Here is a 17,015-nt window from a genome sequence, read left to right as displayed (position 1 = left end):
CTCGTCGCTGTCTCAGAGCTCGGCGTTGCCGAGCCGCTGATGCAGCGTCAGCATCACCTGGATCTCCTCCTCGGGGCGCAGCGGTTCGAGCCCCAGCTCGCCGAACAGCTCGCCGCGGGCGCGGGACCAGTCGCCGGGCGCCAGCTCGGCATAGAGGCTCTCGGCCGGGGCCAGCTCGACGAACGGGTCCAGCCCGTAGGTCTCGAACAGCCGCGACAGCGCCGCCTCGTCGTCGCCGACGCCGGCGGTGTAGAGGGTGGCGTTGAAGTGGTCGGTCTCCAGCTCGCGGATCACGTCCAGCGGGCTCACGCCCATGCTGGAGAGCTCCTCCAGGCTGTAGGCGCCCAGCGAGACCAGCTCGTCGTCCAGCCACTCGTCGTCGGGCTGGATCAGGGTGTGCTTGACGCGGCCATCGGGCAGGGTCCAGGCGATGGACAGCGGCAGGTCGCCGTCGTCGCCGGTCTCGATGGCGATGAACGCAGGCAGATCATCCATTCTGTTGCCCCTCCTCGCGGGCAGGCTCGTCGAGGCCGAAGAAGGCCCGGGCGGTGGCGGTGGTGATGCGGGCCAGGTCGGCTTCCGTGTCGCCGCGCCAGTGGGCGATCTCGCGCACGATCCAGGGCAGCAGCGCCGGCTCGTGGCGTCTGCCCTTGAGTTTGGCAGGTAAATTGCGCGGCAGCAGGTAGGGGCAGTCGGTTTCCACCATCAGCCGCTCGGCGGGAATCGCCCCCACCAGCTCGCGCAGGTGATGGCCGCGGCGCTCGTCGCACAGCCAGCCGGTCAGGCCGATGTGCAGGTCGAGGTCCAGGTAGCCGTAAAGGGTGTCGCGGTCGGCGGTGAAGCAGTGCACCACCGCCTTCGAGATGTCGTCGCGCCAGGCGTGCAGCATCTCGCGCATGCGCGGCCCGGCGTCGCGCTCGTGGAGGAACAGCGGCAGGCCGCTCTCGGCGGCCAGCGTAAGCTGCGCCTCGAAGGCGTGCTGCTGCTCGGCCGGCGTCGAGAAGTTGCGGTTGAAGTCCAGGCCGCATTCGCCCACCGACACGACCTCCGGCTGGCGGTGGAGCTCGCGCATCGCGGCCTCGAGCTCGGCGTTCCAGCGGCTGGCGTCATGGGGATGCACGCCGGCGGTGGCATACAGCCCCGGGTAGCGGCGCGCCAGGGTCACGGCCTGCTCGGCGTGCTCGCGGTCGGTGCCGGTGAGGATCAGCGTGTCGACGCCGGCGGCGCGAGCGCGCTGGATCGTCGCCTCGAGGTCGCGGGCGAAGCTCTCGTGGGTCAGGTTGGCGCCGATGTCCACCAGCGGGGCCGGCGAACGGAATCTCAGCGCCTCGGGCAGCACGTCGTCGAAGGGGGGCGTGGCGTCGGCCAAGGCGAAGCTCTCCTCTGGGCGGTTCGTCTAGCGCGCGGGAAACGGGCGCGCATTGTACCCGCGGAGGGTGGGGTGGGGCCACGTCGGGGCAGGCATGCGTTACACTGGCGGCTTGATCGAACGATGAGGTGAATGCGTGACCCTGCTACGTCTGGAACAGCTGCAACTGGCCTACGGCACCCATGTGCTTCTCGACGGCGCCGATCTGGTGCTGGAGAAGGGCGAGCGTCTGGCGCTGGTGGGCCGCAACGGAACCGGCAAGTCGACCCTGCTCAAGCTGGTGTCGGGCGAGAGCCTGCCCGACGGCGGCACCATCTGGCGCGCGCCCGGCCTCAAGATCGGCGTGCTCGCCCAGGACCTGCCCGCCGCCTCCGGCGAGACCATCTTCGACGTGGTCGCCCAGGGCCTGCCCGAGGCCGGCGAGCTGCTGTCCGAGTATCACCATCTGGTGCAGCAGGCCGAGCCCGACATGACGCGGATGGCCCAGCTACAGACCCGCCTCGAGGCCATCGACGGCTGGTCCTTCCACCAGCGCATCGACGTGGTGCTGACGCGCCTGGGGCTGCCGGCGGATGCCGCCATGGCGGACCTCTCCGGCGGCTGGCGGCGGCGCGTGGCGCTGGCGCGGGCGCTGGTGGTCGAGCCCGACCTGCTGCTGCTCGACGAGCCCACCAACCACCTGGACCTGGACACCATCGCCTGGCTGGAGGAACAGCTGTCCGCCTTCAACGGCGCGGTGCTGTTCATCACCCACGACCGCGCCTTCCTGTCGCGGCTGGCCACCAACATCCTCGAGCTCGACCGCGGCCGCCTGGGGCGCTATCCCGGCGACTACGCCAAATACCAGGAGCAGAAGACCCACGAACTCGAGGTCGAGGCCCGCGAGAACGCCGAGTTCGACAAGAAGCTGGCCCAGGAAGAGGCGTGGATCCGCCAGGGCATCAAGGCTCGTCGGACCCGCAACGAGGGCCGCGTGCGCGCCCTGCAGCAGATGCGTCGCGACCGCGGCGAGCGTCGCGAGCGCCAGGGCCGCGCCAGCCTCTCGGTGGACACCGGCGAGCGCAGTGGCAAGCGGGTGGTGGAGCTGTCTCACGTCACCCAGTACTACGACGGCGAGGCGGTCATTCGCGACCTCAACCTCGAGATTCAGCGCGGCGACCGCATCGGCCTGATCGGCCGCAACGGCGCCGGCAAGACGACCCTGCTCAAGATCCTGCTCGGCGAGCTCGAGCCCAGCGAGGGGCAGGTGCGGATGGGCACCAAGCTGCAGGTGGCCTACTTCGACCAGCTGCGCGCCGGCCTCGAGCCGGAGAAGACGGTCTACGACAACGTCGCCCAGGGCAGCGACCGGCTCACCGTGGGCGGCCGCGATCGCCATGTGATGAGCTACCTGCAGGACTTCCTGTTCACCCCGGAGCGCGTGCGCCAGCCGGTCAAGGCGCTGTCCGGCGGCGAGTCCAACCGCCTGCTGCTGGCCAAGCTGTTCACCCAGCCGGCCAACGTGCTGGTGCTCGACGAGCCGACCAACGACCTGGACGTGGAGACTCTGGAGCTGCTCGAGGAGCTGCTGCTCGACTTCGACGGCACTCTGCTGCTGGTGTCCCACGACCGCGCCTTCATGGACAACGTGGTGACCAGCGTGCTGGCCTTCGAGGGCCAGGGCTGCGTGCGCGAGTACGTGGGCGGCTACCACGACTGGGTGCGCCAGGGTGGCAAGCTGCCACCGGCGCCCTGGGAGGGGGCGGCCCGTCAGGCGGCGGAGCCGGTCGCCGAGCAGGCCCCGGCGGCGAGCGAACCGGCCGCATCGGCCAGCGAGAGCGAGGCGACGGCCAAGGCCGCGCCGAAGCGCGTCAAGCTGTCCTACAAGCTGCAGCGCGAGCTGGACGGCCTGCCGGCGGAGATCGAGCGCCTGGAGGCGGCGGTGGCCGACTTCGAGGAGCAGGTCGGCGATCCGGCCTTCTACCAGCAGGACAGCGAGACGGTCACCGCGACGCTGCAGGCGCTGAACGACCGGCAGGAAGCGCTCGAAACCGCGATGGAGCGGTGGATGGAGTTGGAGGCGATGGCGGCCGGCGAAGCCTGAGGGATTCGCTATTGCGCTCGATGATCCACAGGGATGTGGGAAGTGCATAGGTTTGTCGGGAACAAACCTGGCGATCTTGACCGCCGGCGGTACCGGGGCGCCGGTCCGATCGGAATCCTCATGTGGCAGGCTGCCTTCCGGTTGGCTCGGAACCTTCGCTCGATTCTGCGCTCCGGCAGCGGTCAACCTATCTTCGCTCATGACGCGAATCTTGGACACTGCCCAGCGAACACAGTGGAGTGTCTGCTAAAGCAGAAAGGCGCCCCTGGGGCGCCTTTCGTATGCATCGTGCGATGTACCGGAGAGGCTTACTCCTCGGATTCGCCGTCCTTGCCGACCCGCACCGCCAGCACGTCGCACTGGGCGCCATGCAGGACGCCGGTGGAGGTGGAGCCCAGCAGCAGCGCGAAGCCGTGGCGACCGTGGGAGCCGACCACGATCAGGTCGACGTTCTGCTCCTCGGCGAAGCGGTGGATCTCGGTGTCGGGCATGCCCACCACCACGTGCTGGTTCTCCTTGGCCACGTGGGCATCGGCGATCTCGGACAGGCGCTGCTTGGCGTGCTCATCGAGCTGATCCTGAATGCTGGTGAGATCCATGGGAATGTCGCCGCCGTAGGCGAAGCCGAGAGGCTCGAGGGTATGCATGATGGAGAGCCTGGCCTCGTTGCGGTCGGCGATCTGCATCGCCCGCTCCAGCACCTTGTGGGAATCCTTGGTCAGGTCGACGGCGACCAGGACGTGACGATACTCGTTGCTCATGGCATTGCCTCCGGCGGATGGTCCAGGGTAGGTGGCTGCCTCCCACTCTAGGACGCACGGTGAGACAAGACAACGACTTGCATCAAGAGAGGAGCGGAAAACGCTTATGGTCTGGTTGATCATTGCCGCCGTCGTCGGGCTGGTGTTCGCGCCGGCGATGTGGCTTCGCCCGAGCCCCCGGGAGCAGCGCGCCACGACGCTGCGCGAGGCGGCCAGACAGGCCGGGATCCAGGTGCGTCTCGACCCGTCGCCGCTTCACCAGGACGACCGGCGGCGTCCCGCCTATCGCTGGGTCTATCCGCCCCGTCGGCGAGGCCCCGACTTCCTGCTGCTGCGCGACGCCGAGGCCAGCGATGCCCTGAAGCCCTTCATCGAGGGCTGGCGCTGGCGCAAGGAACCGCTGCATGCGTTGCCGGCCGCCGTGCGGGGCCGTTTCGAGGCGCTGCTGGCACGCCTTCCCGCGGACGCGGTAGCGGTGGAGTCGAGCGCCGAGGCGCTGATCCTGTGGTGGGATGAATCGCTGGGGACGGAGGCCTTCGCGGCCATGGCCGCCGACATGGACGAGCTGCGCGATGGCCTCGCGGGGCGGCCGGACCGCCCCGAACGGCAGCCCGATCTTGGGCCACCGCGCGGCTAGCGCGGTGCCTGGGCATCGTCCGTCCAGGGCGGAGGCGGGGCCTGGACGAGGAGCGGCGTCAGCCTTCTTCCCGGGCCTGGATGGCCAGCCCGTTGGCCTCGATGCGGCCCAGCAGGTCGCCCAGCTGTTCGACCTCCTCGTCGGACAGGCCCGCCAGCATCTCTTCCCGGATCTCGCTGACCACGTTGTCGATGCGCTCGAGCAGCGGCATCGCCTCGTCGGTGAGCATGATGCGCTTGGTGCGCCGGTCCTTGTCGCAGGGGCAGCGTTTGACCAGCCCCTGCTCGGCGAGCTGGTCGAGGGTGCGGACCAGCGACGGCGCCTCGACCCCGATGGTCCGCGCCAGGTCGCATTGGGGCTGGTCATCGCCCATCTGCCACAGATGGTAGAGCGTGACCCAGCGTGTCTGGGTCAGCCCCTCGGGGGCCAGACGACGATCGATGACCGCGCGCCACAGGCGCGGCAGTCGAGCAAGGGTGAAACCGATGTTCTGTTGCATGAGTGTCTGCACAAACGATGAATCTGATGGGATTGTCCGGAGCTCCGGAGTGTAATGCAAGCCGTTAGCACTCTACGGTGCTTCCGCCGGCCGGGCGATGAGGCGCCGCAGGTCGAGCCCCGGCAGCCCGACCGGCAGGCGGATACGACCATCGGCTAAGGTCGCCTGTTCCGGCGTGTCGCTGACCCGGAAACGCAGCACGCCGATCCGCTGGCCGCTGGCGGTCATCACGTCCACTCGCCAGCGGCCCGATGCTTCCTTCGGGAAGTGACGCTTGTGCGTCCAGGCCCGGTAGCCTGCCTCGCGGCCGCCCTGAATCTGCAGCGGGATGCGATCGATCAGCCGGCCGTCATGGCGCCATTCGTGCACGACCTTCTCCTCCAGGCCCCGCGGGGCGTGAATCGCCGTGTAGGCGTAGAGCCCGTGAGCGGCCAGCGCCTGCGGGGTGAGCCGCAGGCCGCCCTCTGGCGTGCGGGTCTGTTCGTCGAAGCCGGGCGACAGCGCATGGCCCGAGAGCCACAGGCTGGCCGGCGGCACCCAGGCGCGTCCCAGCCAGCCGAGGCCGGCCAGCAGCGGCAGCAGCACCAGCATGGCCAGCCAGCGGGCGGTGTTCATCGGCCGCAGCAGCTGCATCAGGCTCGGCAGGCTGAAGACCATCATGGCGATCAGCGCGATGATCAGGCTCTCGCCGGTGGTCAGGTGCAGCACCGTCGGCAGCGTCACCAGCACCACCAGGAACACGCACTGGGCGTGGAAGGCGAAGTAGAGCCAGCGGTGGCGGGCGGCCAGGCGGTAGTAGAGCGGGTCGAGGATCGACAGCAGCGCGAGCCCCACCATCAGCGCCGTGAACAGCGCCTGGCCGCTGGTCCAGGCGGTCGTCGCCAGCAGGAACGGCAGGGTGAAGAACAGCGTCTCCTGGTGGACCATCTGGGCGATGAAGGTGGTGATGCCGCGCGGCAGGGCGGGATAGCCCCGGTGGGTCAGCCAGCGGGCGATCAGACTCTCCGTGAGCAGCAGCACCCAGGCCACCAGCATGCCGAGCGCCAGGGCGGCCCCCAGCCACTGCTGGCGCTCCACCAGGAAGAAGCTCGCCGCGCCGGCGAGGAAAGCCACCGGCGGCCATAGCCAGTGCCAGCGACGGGCGCGTTCCGCCACGCGGGTGAGGCGGTGTTGCCAGCCCTCGAGGCGGGAGGCACGGGAATCGGGGGGCGGTGGCAGGCGGTCGGCAGTCATGGGCGCATCCTAGCAGGGTGCCGCCGGTGGCGGGAGTCGCCGGGAAGCGACGCCGATCGCCTCGAACAGGGCTTGACGCTCCTCGTGGACTGGCCCAAGCTGATGGAATCAAACGGCCGTATGAATTTCTGCACGGAGATTCGTGGATGATCTACCAAGGCAATGCCATCACCGTGGCGCGCGACGATGACGCCGTCGCCACCCTGACCCTCGACCACCGCGACGAGTCGGTCAACACCCTGTCGTCGACGGTGGTCGGCGAGCTCGCCGAGGCGGTGGAGGCGCTCCGCGCCGAATCCGGCCTCGAAGGGCTGATCGTGACCAGCGCCAAGGAGGCCTTCGTCGTTGGCGCCGACATCACCGAGTTCCATGGCATGTTCGAGCGCGGGGAAGACGAGATCCGTACCATGCTCGAGCGGGTGCACAGCATCTTCAATGCCATCGAGGATCTGCCGTTTCCCACCGTCACCGCCCTCAACGGCCTGGCGCTGGGTGGCGGCTGCGAGCTGGCCTTGACCACCGACTTTCGGGTGATGAGCGATTCGGCCCAGCTCGGCCTGCCGGAAACCAAGCTGGGCATCCTGCCGGGCTGGGGCGGCTGCGTGCGACTGCCGCGACTGATCGGTGCCGACAACGCCATCGAGTGGATCGCCGGCGGGACCCAGAACAAGGCCGACGAGGCGCTTCGTATGGGTGCCGTGGATGCCGTGGTGCCCGGCGAGTCGCTGCAGGAGGCGGCCCGCGATCTGCTCGATCGCGCCCGCCGCGGCGAGCTCGACCACGAGGCCCGGCGCACCGAGAAGCGTTCGCCCCTCGGGCTCGACGCCATCGAGCAGATGATGGTCTTCGAGACCGCCAAGGGCTACGTGGCCGGCAAGGCCGGGCCGCACTACCCGGCGCCGATCGAGGCGATCAAGGTGATCCAGAAGGGCGCCGGCGAGACCCGCGAGCGCGCCCAGGCGATCGAGGCCGCGTCCTTCGCCAAACTGGCGAAGACCGACGTCTGCTACAACCTGGTGGGGCTGTTCCTCAACGACCAGGCGGTCAAGAAGGCCGGCGGTCGCTATGCCAAGCAGGCGCGCCCCGTCGAGCGGGCCGCGGTGCTGGGCGCCGGCATCATGGGCGGCGGCATCGCCTACCAGAGCGCCTCCAAGGGCACGCCGATCCTGATGAAGGACATCAAGGCCGAGGCCATCGACCTCGGCCTCAAGGAGGCCCGCAAGCTGTTCGCCAAGCAGGTCGAGCGAAAGAAACTTACCACCGAGCAGATGGCCGAGCGGCTGACTCACATTCGCCCGACGCTGTCCTACGGCGACTTCGGCGAGGTCGACCTGGTGGTCGAGGCCGTGGTGGAGAACCCCAAGGTCAAGGGCGCGGTGCTGGCCGAGGCCGAGGCGGCGCTGGGTGACGATGCCATCCTCGCCTCCAATACCTCGACCATCTCCATCACCCGGCTGGCCGAGCACCTGAAGCGCCCCGAGCAGTTCTGCGGCATGCACTTCTTCAACCCGGTGCACCGCATGCCGCTGGTGGAGGTGATCCGCGGCGAGAAGACCGGTGACGCCGCCGTGGCGGCCACCGTCGCCTACGCCCGCCAGATGGGCAAGACGCCGATCGTGGTCAACGATTGCCCGGGGTTTCTGGTCAACCGCATCCTGTTCCCCTACTTCGGCGGCTTCAGCGCCCTGGTGGCCCAGGGCGCCGACTTCCGCCGGGTCGACAAGGTGATGGAGCGCTTCGGCTGGCCGATGGGGCCGGCCTACCTGCTCGACGTGGTGGGCATGGATACCGCGTTGCACGCCGGCGAGGTGATGGCCGAAGGCTTCCCCGAGCGCATGGGCGAGATGAGTGGCGGCGTGATCCCGCTGATGGTCGAGCACGAGCGCCTCGGCCAGAAGAATGGCAAGGGCTTCTACGCCTACGAGGAAGACAGGAAGGGCAAGCCCCAGAAGGTCGAGGACGACGAGGCGCTGGCGCTGGTGCGGCAGGTGGCCGAGGGCGAGCGGGAGTTCTCCGACGAGGCGATCATCGCGCGGATGATGGTGCCGCTGTGCCTGGAGGCGGTGCGCTGCCTCGAGGACGGCATCGTCGGCAGTGCCGCCGAGGCCGACATGGCGCTGATCTACGGCATCGGCTTCCCGCCGTTCCGCGGCGGGGCGCTGCGCTACATCGATGCCATGGGGGCGGAGGCCTTCGTCGCCCAGGCGGACGAGCTCGCCGCCGAGCTGGGGCCGCTCTACGCGCCCACCGACGGGCTGCGCGAGATGGCGCGCAGCGGCCAGCGCTTTCACCGCGACGCCGACCCGGCCTGATTCACAGGGAGACAGTATCGATGAGTTTGCATCCGAGAGACATCGTGGTGGTCGACGGCGTGCGCACCGCCATGGCCCGGGCCAGGAACGGCGCCTTCCGCCACGTGCGCGCCGAGAACCTGTCCGCCGCCGTCATGCAGGCGCTGTTCGACCGCAACCCGGGGCTCGACCCGAAGGAGGTCGACGACGTCATCTGGGGCTGCGTGAACCAGACCCTGGAGCAGGCCATGAACATCGCCCGTAACGCGGCGATCATGACCGGCATCCCGCGCAGCGTGCCCGCCCAGACCGTCAACCGGCTGTGCGGCTCCTCGATGAGCGCGCTGCACATCGCCGCGGCCAACATCCGCGCCGGCATGGGCGACGTCTACGTGATCGGCGGCGTCGAGCACATGGAGCACGTGCCCATGACCCACGGCATCGACGTCAATCCGGCGGCCAGCAAGCACGCCGCCAAGGCGGCGATGATGATGGGCCTGACCGCCGAGCTGCTGGGCAAGATGCATGGCATCTCGCGCGAGGAGCAGGACGCCTTCGGCGTGCGCTCCCACCGGCTGGCCAGGGAGGCCCGGGACGGCGGCGGCTTCGACCGCGAGATCGTCGGCGTCGAGGGCCATGATTCGCGCGGCTACCGGGTGCGGGTCGACCGTGACGAGGTGATCCGCGACGACGCCAGCCTCGAGGCGATGGCCGAGCTCAAGCCGGCCTTCGACCCGAAGAACGGCACCGTCACCGCCGGTACCTCCTCGGCGCTGTCGGTGGGCGCCAGCGGCATGGCGGTGATGAGCGCCGAGCGGGCCGAGGCGCTGGGCCTCGAGCCCATTGCCCGGGTGCTCTCCACCGGGGTGGCGGGCTGCGATGCCTCGATCATGGGCTACGGTCCGGTGCCGGCCTCGAAGAAGGCGCTGAAGGCGGCGGGGCTGACCATGGACGACATCCAGACCGTGGAGCTCAACGAGGCCTTCGCCGCCCAGTCGCTGCCGGTGCTCAAGGACCTGGGCCTGCGCGACCGCATGGACGAGGCGGTCAACCTGCACGGCGGCGCCATCGCCCTGGGCCATCCGCTGGGCTGCTCCGGGGCGCGCATCTGCACCACGCTGCTCAACGTGATGCGCGAGCAGGACACCAGCCTGGGCCTGGCGACCATGTGCATCGGCATGGGGCAGGGCGTGGCCACGGTGTTCGAGCGCCTCCGCTGACGACGGCAGCGCGTCCGCGAAGTGGCTCTCCATGACGACGGCACCCCGAGGGGTGCCGTCGTCGTTGGTGTTCAGTCATCGGGGCTCAGTCGTTGCCGGTCTGCTGGAGCTGCTGCACCGAGGCGACCAGGTCATTGAAGCGCTCGCCCTGGATCTGGACGTGAGAGACGAGCTCGGTCTGGGCGCGCTGCTCGTCGCCGGCGGCGATGGCGTCCAGCACCGCCTCGTGCTCGGCCAGCGAGCGCTCCGGGCGGTGGCGCAGGTGCAGCTGCATACGTCGGTAGGGCTGCAGCACCGCGTGCAGCCGGGTGGCCTCCTGGGCCAGGAAGGCGTTGTGGCTGGCCTCGTAGATGCGCTGATGGAAGATGCTGTTCTCGTAGTAGTAGCCGTTGGCGTCGCCGGCCTCGGCCATGCGTCGGCAGGCCTCGTGGGCCTCGCGCAGCGCCTCCAGTTCCTCGGCGCCGATGCGCCGCGCCGCCAGCCGCGCGCACATGCCCTCCAGTTCGGCCATCACCTCGAAGCGTTCCACCAGCTCGGCCACGCTGAGCTGGGTCACGAAGGTGCCGCGCTTCGGCACCACCTTCACCATGCCCGACATCGCCAGCTGCTGGATCGCCTCGCGGACCGGCGTGCGCGAGCAGTCGTACTCCCGCTCCAGGGCCTCCGGATCGAGGCGTGCCCCGGGCGGGTAGCGCCCCTTGATGATGGCGTCTTCCAGCAGGTCGCGCAGTCGCTGCGCCTGGGAAACCTTGCTCATTTGCTGTCCTCCCGCTTGACACAACTATATCTTGAACCTACCTGTTATATATAACAACTTGGCATCATGTATTCCATGTGCCGAATCAACGCCACCGCAAGACGGCCCTGGTCTCTGGAGGACGCGGCATGAAGATGAACATGGATTTCCTGGAAGGCCTGCTGTCGAGCGTCGCCCGTCGGGCCCGCCAGCGCCCGGGGCGGGAGCGCGGCGTCAGCGGAGGGCAGGGGGCGGCGACGCCCGGTCTCGACGAGCTCACCTCGGCCTGCGACGCCCTGCTGGCCGGAGGCGGCGGCGAGGCCTCGCAGATCCTGGTCGCCCGGCGGGTGCTCGACGGCTATGCCGCCCTGGAGGCCGAGGCGCGTCGTGACTTCCTGAGCCGGCTCGCCGAGCGACACGGCGCGCGACCCGAGGCGATCCATGCCGCCTATGCGGCCTATCGCGAGGGCGAGGACGAGGCCGGTCTGCGGGCGCTGATCGAGGCCTGCGAGCCGCCGCGCCAGGAGCTGCTGCGCCGGCTCAACCTGTGCCCCGGCGGCACCTTCGAGCTGGTCAAGATGCGCGCCGACCTGCTGGGGCATCTCGGCGAGGCGCCGGCGCTGGCCGGCCTCGACGAGGACTTCGCGCACCTGTTCGCGTCCTGGTTCAACCGCGGCTTCCTGGTGCTCCGGAGCATCGACTGGAACACCCCGGCGGCGGTGCTCGAGAAGCTGATCCGCTACGAGGCGGTGCACGAGATTCAGGACTGGAACGATCTGCGTCGGCGCCTCGATCCCGAGGACCGGCGCTGCTACGCCTTCTTCCACCCGGCCATCGGCGACGAGCCGCTGATCTTCGTCGAGGTGGCGCTGTGTCGCGGCATTCCCGGCAATATCCAGACGCTGCTGGCCGGCGGCGACGAGGTGGCGCCCCAGGACGCCGACACCGCGGTGTTCTACAGCATCAGCAACTGCCAGGCCGGCCTGAAGGGCATTTCCTTCGGCAACTTCCTGATCAAACAGGTGGTACAGGAGCTCCAGCGCGAGCTGCCAGAGCTCGCCAACTTCGTGACCCTGTCGCCGGTGCCGGGCTTCGCCAAGTGGCTTTCGGAGCGCCGCGAGGCCGGCGAGTGCCGGCTGTCGCCCGAGACCGCCGATGCGCTCGACGCCACCGCCTGGCGCGACGATCCGGCGGCCCGGGAGGCGCTCGAGCCCGAGCTCACGGCACTGGCCGCCCACTATCTCATCGAGGCCAAGCGGCGCCACGGCCTGCCCCGGGATCCGGTGGCGCGCTTTCACCTGGGCAACGGGGCGAGCCTGCACCGCCTGAACTGGCCCGCCGACATCTCCGCCAAGGGCTGCCGTCAGGCCCATGGCCTGATGGTCAACTACCGCTACGAGCCGGACCGCATCGAGCAGAACCACGAGGCCTACAGCCGCGAGGGCAGCGTGGTCTGCGCCGGCGACATCCAGCGCCAGGCCAGACGCGCCCAGCCGCTGCTGGCCGCGCCGGCCGATGCCTGATTCCCCCGATTTCCCCACGATCACGAGGACGACTGCCATGCACCATCACAATCTGTTCCTGCAGTTCGAGGCCCACTTTCGCCAGACGCCGGACAAGACGCTGATCGATACCCCCGACGGGCGTCGCTACGCCTACGGCGAGGTGCTCGAGACCTCCCGGCGCCTGGCCGGGGTGCTGCAGTCCCTCGACGTGCAGTCCGGCGATCGGGTGGCGGTGCAGGTCGACAAGAGCCCCGAGGCGATCATGCTCTACCTGGCCTGCCTGCAGGCCGGCGCGGTCTACCTGCCCCTCAACACCGGCTATACCGGCGCCGAGATCGCGTACTTCCTGGGCGACGCCGCGCCGCAGCTCTACGTGTGCCCGCCGGCGCGGGCGTCGGACGCCAATCGCTTCTACCAGGAGGGGCTGGTGGTCCACGTGGAGAGCCTGGGCACGGCCGGCGACGGCAGCCTGATGGAGCGTGCCGCCGACGCCGAGCCGATGACCGAGATCGCCTGCCTCGAGGCCGATGACCTGGCGGCGATCCTCTACACCTCCGGCACCACCGGGCGTTCCAAGGGGGCGATGCTCAGCCACGCCAACCTGGCCTCCAACAGCCGGGCGCTGGCCGAGGCCTGGCGCTTCACCGCCGACGACCACCTGCTGCATGCGCTGCCGATCTTCCATACCCACGGGCTGTTCGTGGCCTGCAACATCGTGCTGACGGTGGGCGCCTCGATGACCTTCCTGCCCAGGCTCGACGTCGAGCAGCTGCTCGACCTGATGCCCCGGGCCACGGTGCTGATGGGCGTGCCGACCTTCTACACCCGGCTGCTGCAGTCGCCGCGGCTGGACCGCGAGGCCGTGGCCAACATGCGGCTGTTCGTCTCCGGCTCGGCGCCGCTGCTGGCTGAGACGCATGATCAATTCCGAGAGCGGACCGGCCATGTCATCCTCGAACGCTACGGCATGACCGAGACCAACATGAACACCTCCAATCCCTACGACGGCGAGCGGCGCCCCGGCACGGTCGGCTTCCCGCTGCCGGGCAGCGAGGTGCGCATCACCGACCGCGACAGCGGCGCCGAGCTGCCCCGCGGCGAGACCGGGCGGGTGGAGGTGCGCGGCGACAACGTCTTCCGGGGCTACTGGCAGATGCCGGAGAAGACCCGCAGCGAATTCCGCGACGACGGCTTCTTCATCACCGGCGACCTGGGGCGGATCGATGCCGACGGCTACCTGCACATCGTCGGCCGCGACAAGGACCTGGTGATCTCCGGCGGCTACAACGTCTATCCGAAGGAGGTCGAGCAGCTGATCGATGAGCTGCCGGGCGTCGCCGAGTCCGCGGTGTTCGGCGTCGGGCATCCTGACCTCGGCGAGGGCGTCACCGCGGTGATCGTGGCCCGCGAGGGCGAGGTCGCCCCCGACGAGGCGGCCGTCCAGGCGGCGCTCGCCGACCGGTTGGCGCGCTACAAGCAGCCCAAGCGGGTGTTCACCATCGAGGCGCTGCCGCGCAACGTGATGGGCAAGGTGCAGAAGAACCAGCTGCGCGACGCCTATGCCGACCTCTACGCCGTGAAGGAGGTGGCCGCCACGGCAGGATGAGGGAATATCATGCCCGGCCCGTCGGCGGTGGCCGGGGCTTACAGCACGCCCGCCTCGAGCCCTGCCGCCATCGCCATGCCGAGCTCCTCCACCCGGGCCTCGAAGGCGTCCTGCCACTCGCCGCGCAGCGTCAGCGGGGCCTGCGCCCACTTCCAGCCGAGCCCGGTGACGATGCCTTCCACGGCGCGCCGGGTGCCGGTGCCGTCGAGGCCGGCCCGGATGTAGAGCGCGCAGGGCAGGCCGCGGGTGTCGTCCAGCACGGCGTAGTAGCTGCGGTCGAAGAAGTCCTTGAGGGCGCCGCTCATATACCCGAGGTTCTCGGGCGTGCCGAGCAGGATGGCGTCGCAGGCGCGCACGTCGTCGGGGCCGGCCTCCAGCGGCGGCCTGACGACCACCTCGATGGCCTCAATGTCGGGATGGCGGGCGCCGCGTTCGGCGGCCTCGCGCAGCCGGCGGGTGTTGGGGGAGGGCGCATGGGCCACGATCAACAGTCGCTTCATGGGAGCCTGCCGGGTTGAAGAGTGTCCGGCCCGCCATCATACAGGGGACAGCGGCGTTGACAGGCGCCAACGCCTTGCCGACGCTGAATTCGGTATTCACGACCCCATCAGGGAGGACGTCTCATGGCCTTTGCCCTTTCGAAGATGCAGGTGACCAGCTCCGCCTTCGAGAACTTTCAAGCCATGCCCGGGCGGCATGCGGCGGACGGTGACGATCTTTCGCCGCCCCTGGCCTGGGAGAACCCGCCGGAGGGCACCAAGGGCTATGCGGTGATCTGCCAAGATCCGGATGCGCCGCTGGTGCAGCACGGCCAGCAGGGCTTCGTGCACTGGCTGCTCTACAACCTGCCGGGTTCCGTCACCTCATTGGAGGAGGCCACCGCCGAGGGCACTCGCGGGCACAACGACTTCCAGCGCAACGGCTATGGCGGCCCCATGCCGCCGGAAGGCCACGGCACGCATCTGTACTACTTCTGGGTGCTGGCGCTGGACAAGCCCACGGCGCTGCCGGAAGGGCTCTCCATGACCGAGCTGCTCAAGCAGCTCGAGCCGCACCTGCTGGGCATGAACCGGCTGATCGGTACGTATCAGCGAGGCTGATCACCGCCTGACAGGCAGCAAGCGTCAGTTTTCGAGCCCCGCCATCGGCGGGGCTCAGCCGTTGCTGGCCTCGTCCGTCGCCTCGCCCGCTTGGGGGGCGGCGATGGCGTCGTTTTCGGTGACGATGCGTTCGAGTTCCTCGCAGAAGGCGTCCAGCGCCTCGCGGGTGTGGCCCGGGCGGCGATGCAGCTCGATCTCGACCTGCCCCAGCGTCGGCAGGCCCTCGGCCTCGCCGACGATCCGGCAGCCCGCCGGCACGCTGCGCGGCGTCTTCACCGTCATCGCCAGGCCCGCCTGGACCGGCAGGTTGATGCCGGTGGGCGAAGTGCTGGCGTAGCGGATCTCCCAGCGCCGCTCGTCGCGGCCCAGCGCCGACAGCGCATGGGCGCGGAAGGTGCAGCCCTCCGGGTTGAGCGCCAGCGGCAGCACGTCCCACTCTTCCAGCCGGCAGTCCTCGGCGACCACCCACACCATCGGCTCCCAGCCCAGCAGCTGCCCCGACTGCGTCGGCACGTGGCGGATCGACAGCACCACGTCCAGCAGGCCCTCCTGAAACTGGCCGACCAGCGCCGCGCTCATGTCGCAGGTGATGTTGAGGCGCGTGTCCGGAAAGCGCCGGGCGTAGCGCTCCATAAGCTCGGGCAGGTAGGCGCTGGCCTGTTCCTCGGAGGTGGCGAAACGGATCAGTTCGCCGCGCTGGCGCTCGCCCAGGGCCTCACGGGCCTCGTCCTCGAGGGTCAGCATGTGCCGGGCGTAGGGCAGCAGTCGCTCGCCGTGGCGGGTCAGCAGCACGCTGCGGCTGGTGCGCTCGAACAGCGACTGTCGCATCTGGTCCTCGAGGCGCTTGATCTGCAGGCTCACCGCCGACTGGGTGCGATGCAGCACCTTGCCGGCGGCGCTGAACCCCTGGCACTCGGCCACGGTGACGAAGGCGCGGAGCAGGTCCGTATCCATAAATTAATGAGCCTTTGAAATTGGTTGTATCTCAATGATTCATTTTTATTATGGAGATGCCGTCTCTAGGCTGTCCAGCATGCACACGACAGCGGAGACAACCATGCCTGTGGAACCCTCGGTCGATACCCCCGCCACCGCCCTCGATGGCCTCATCGATCTGCAACGTTATCCCCTCGACGATCTCGACGGCGACACCGGACGTGCGCTGATCGACCGCTGCCGCCGCCAGCTGGAGGACGACGGCTGCGTGGTGCTCAAGCACTTCGTGCCCGACGAGGCCCTCGAGCGCCTGGAGCGCGAGACCGAGCGCCTGTCGCCCGAGGCGCACTACAACCAGACCGAGACCAATCCCTACAACAGCGACGCCGATCCCTCGAAGCCGGCCAGCCACCCGCTGAACCGCTTCGGCGACCGCACCAACGGCTTCGTCGCCGGCGACCGCATCGACGGTGACACCATCATTCGCCAGGTCTACCGGAACGCCGATTTCCAGCGTTTCATCGCCACCGTGGTCGGCATGGAGGAGATCCACCCGTACGCCGACCCGCTGGCCGACCTGGTGGTCAACGTGCTGCGCGAGGGCTGCCAGCATCCGTGGCACTACGACACCAACGAGTTCATCGTCACCATGATGACCCGCCAGTCCCACGGCGGCGGCCGCTTCGAGTATGCCCCGGGCATCCGCAGCCCCGAGGGCGAGAACTTCGACGAGGTCGAGGAGGTCATCGACGGCGACCGCTCGCGGCTCAAGTCGCTGGATCTTCAGCCCGGCGATCTGCAGATCTTCTTCGGCCGCTACTCCCTGCACCGGGTCACCCCGGTCGAGGGCGACAAGGAGCGCCACACGGTGATCTTCGCCTACGCCAAGGAGCCGGGCTTCATCGGTCGCCCCGAACGCGCTCGCCGCATCTTCGGCCGCATGGCACCGGTCCACGAGCGGCTGCTCGAAGAGGGCATGCAGCGCAGCGACGCCCTGGTCGACTGATCGCGCCTGCCGATCGTCATGCCCTTGGCGCCG

16 protein-coding genes are annotated in these 17,015 nt (G+C 69.2%); 8 read left to right on the top strand and 8 right to left on the bottom strand.

The annotated features are described in order from the left end of the window. Positions 1–12 precede the first annotated feature (12 nt). A complete protein-coding gene (locus QWG60_RS12360; protein ID WP_035593054.1) occupies positions 13–495 on the bottom strand; it encodes a hypothetical protein in 483 nt (160 codons plus the stop codon). Continuing rightward, positions 488–1,369 carry a TatD family hydrolase gene (locus QWG60_RS12355; RefSeq protein WP_046077830.1) on the bottom strand — a complete coding sequence of 294 codons (882 nt, stop codon included), beginning with the start codon at positions 1,367–1,369 and terminating at the stop codon, positions 488–490. The genes QWG60_RS12360 and QWG60_RS12355 overlap by 8 nt, the downstream gene beginning before the upstream one ends. A gap of 136 nt (positions 1,370–1,505) precedes the next feature. Here QWG60_RS12355 and QWG60_RS12350 point away from each other — a divergent pair, with 136 nt between their 5' ends. Further along, positions 1,506–3,452, top strand: a complete 1,947-nt coding sequence (locus QWG60_RS12350) for an ATP-binding cassette domain-containing protein (protein ID WP_046077831.1) — start codon at positions 1,506–1,508, stop codon at positions 3,450–3,452. 308 nt (positions 3,453–3,760) lie between these two features. On the opposite strand, the gene QWG60_RS12345 is transcribed toward QWG60_RS12350, so the two are convergent. Continuing rightward, the gene (locus QWG60_RS12345) at positions 3,761–4,213 is read right to left on the bottom strand and encodes a universal stress protein (RefSeq protein WP_046077832.1); all 453 of its coding nucleotides are present in this window, start codon (positions 4,211–4,213) and stop codon (positions 3,761–3,763) included. A gap of 106 nt (positions 4,214–4,319) precedes the next feature. Here QWG60_RS12345 and QWG60_RS12340 point away from each other — a divergent pair, with 106 nt between their 5' ends. Further along, positions 4,320–4,850 carry a preprotein translocase subunit YajC gene (locus QWG60_RS12340; protein ID WP_107181006.1) on the top strand — a complete coding sequence of 177 codons (531 nt, stop codon included), beginning with the start codon at positions 4,320–4,322 and terminating at the stop codon, positions 4,848–4,850. Between the two features lie 58 nt (positions 4,851–4,908). On the opposite strand, the gene slyA is transcribed toward QWG60_RS12340, so the two are convergent. After that, a complete protein-coding gene (slyA, locus tag QWG60_RS12335; RefSeq protein ID WP_035595941.1) occupies positions 4,909–5,349 on the bottom strand; it encodes a transcriptional regulator SlyA in 441 nt (146 codons plus the stop codon). A gap of 72 nt (positions 5,350–5,421) precedes the next feature. Next, a complete protein-coding gene (locus QWG60_RS12330) occupies positions 5,422–6,582 on the bottom strand; it encodes a DUF5924 family protein (RefSeq protein ID WP_146909481.1) in 1,161 nt (386 codons plus the stop codon). A 146-nt stretch (positions 6,583–6,728) separates the two neighbouring features. Here QWG60_RS12330 and fadB point away from each other — a divergent pair, with 146 nt between their 5' ends. Both fadB and fadA read left to right on the top strand, forming a co-directional pair. Then, positions 6,729–8,894: a fatty acid oxidation complex subunit alpha FadB gene (fadB, locus tag QWG60_RS12325; RefSeq protein WP_046077836.1), complete on the top strand. Its 2,166-nt coding sequence runs from the start codon at positions 6,729–6,731 to the stop codon at positions 8,892–8,894. Positions 8,895–8,914: 20 nt separating this feature from the next. Further along, a complete protein-coding gene (fadA, locus tag QWG60_RS12320) occupies positions 8,915–10,093 on the top strand; it encodes an acetyl-CoA C-acyltransferase FadA (RefSeq protein WP_146909483.1) in 1,179 nt (392 codons plus the stop codon). 85 nt (positions 10,094–10,178) lie between these two features. Here fadA and QWG60_RS12315 read toward each other — a convergent pair whose 3' ends face one another. Next, a complete protein-coding gene (locus tag QWG60_RS12315) occupies positions 10,179–10,850 on the bottom strand; it encodes a GntR family transcriptional regulator (RefSeq protein WP_107181008.1) in 672 nt (223 codons plus the stop codon). 134 nt (positions 10,851–10,984) lie between these two features. Between QWG60_RS12315 and QWG60_RS12310 the strand changes: the two genes are divergently transcribed. Both QWG60_RS12310 and QWG60_RS12305 read left to right on the top strand, forming a co-directional pair. Further along, on the top strand, positions 10,985–12,352 hold the full coding sequence (locus tag QWG60_RS12310; RefSeq protein ID WP_186810087.1) for a malonyl-CoA decarboxylase: 1,368 nt from the start codon (positions 10,985–10,987) through the stop codon (positions 12,350–12,352). A 37-nt stretch (positions 12,353–12,389) separates the two neighbouring features. Then, a complete protein-coding gene (locus QWG60_RS12305) occupies positions 12,390–13,940 on the top strand; it encodes a malonate--CoA ligase (protein WP_146909488.1) in 1,551 nt (516 codons plus the stop codon). A 38-nt stretch (positions 13,941–13,978) separates the two neighbouring features. Here the strand turns inward: QWG60_RS12305 and QWG60_RS12300 are convergent, their stop codons facing one another. Further along, positions 13,979–14,440 (bottom strand): flavodoxin family protein, encoded by a 462-nt coding sequence (locus QWG60_RS12300; RefSeq protein ID WP_107181011.1) that lies wholly within the window; start codon positions 14,438–14,440, stop codon positions 13,979–13,981. Positions 14,441–14,563: 123 nt separating this feature from the next. On the opposite strand from QWG60_RS12300, the gene QWG60_RS12295 reads away from it, so the two are divergent. After that, positions 14,564–15,040, top strand: coding sequence for a YbhB/YbcL family Raf kinase inhibitor-like protein (locus QWG60_RS12295; protein WP_146909490.1), 477 nt, complete (start codon positions 14,564–14,566; stop codon positions 15,038–15,040). 54 nt (positions 15,041–15,094) lie between these two features. Here QWG60_RS12295 and QWG60_RS12290 read toward each other — a convergent pair whose 3' ends face one another. Beyond that, complete coding sequence (locus tag QWG60_RS12290) at positions 15,095–15,994, bottom strand: LysR family transcriptional regulator (RefSeq protein ID WP_107181013.1); 900 nt, start codon at positions 15,992–15,994, stop codon at positions 15,095–15,097. A 103-nt stretch (positions 15,995–16,097) separates the two neighbouring features. Here QWG60_RS12290 and QWG60_RS12285 point away from each other — a divergent pair, with 103 nt between their 5' ends. After that, on the top strand, positions 16,098–16,982 hold the full coding sequence (locus QWG60_RS12285; protein WP_107181014.1) for a HalD/BesD family halogenase: 885 nt from the start codon (positions 16,098–16,100) through the stop codon (positions 16,980–16,982). The last annotated feature ends 33 nt before the right edge of the window (positions 16,983–17,015 follow it).

Source organism: Halomonas halophila (genome assembly GCF_030406665.1).
In the GTDB taxonomy this organism is placed as follows: domain Bacteria; phylum Pseudomonadota; class Gammaproteobacteria; order Pseudomonadales; family Halomonadaceae; genus Halomonas; species Halomonas halophila.
The sequence above is the reverse complement of the archived record's forward strand: the minus strand, read 5'-3'. Positions and strand labels throughout refer to the sequence as shown.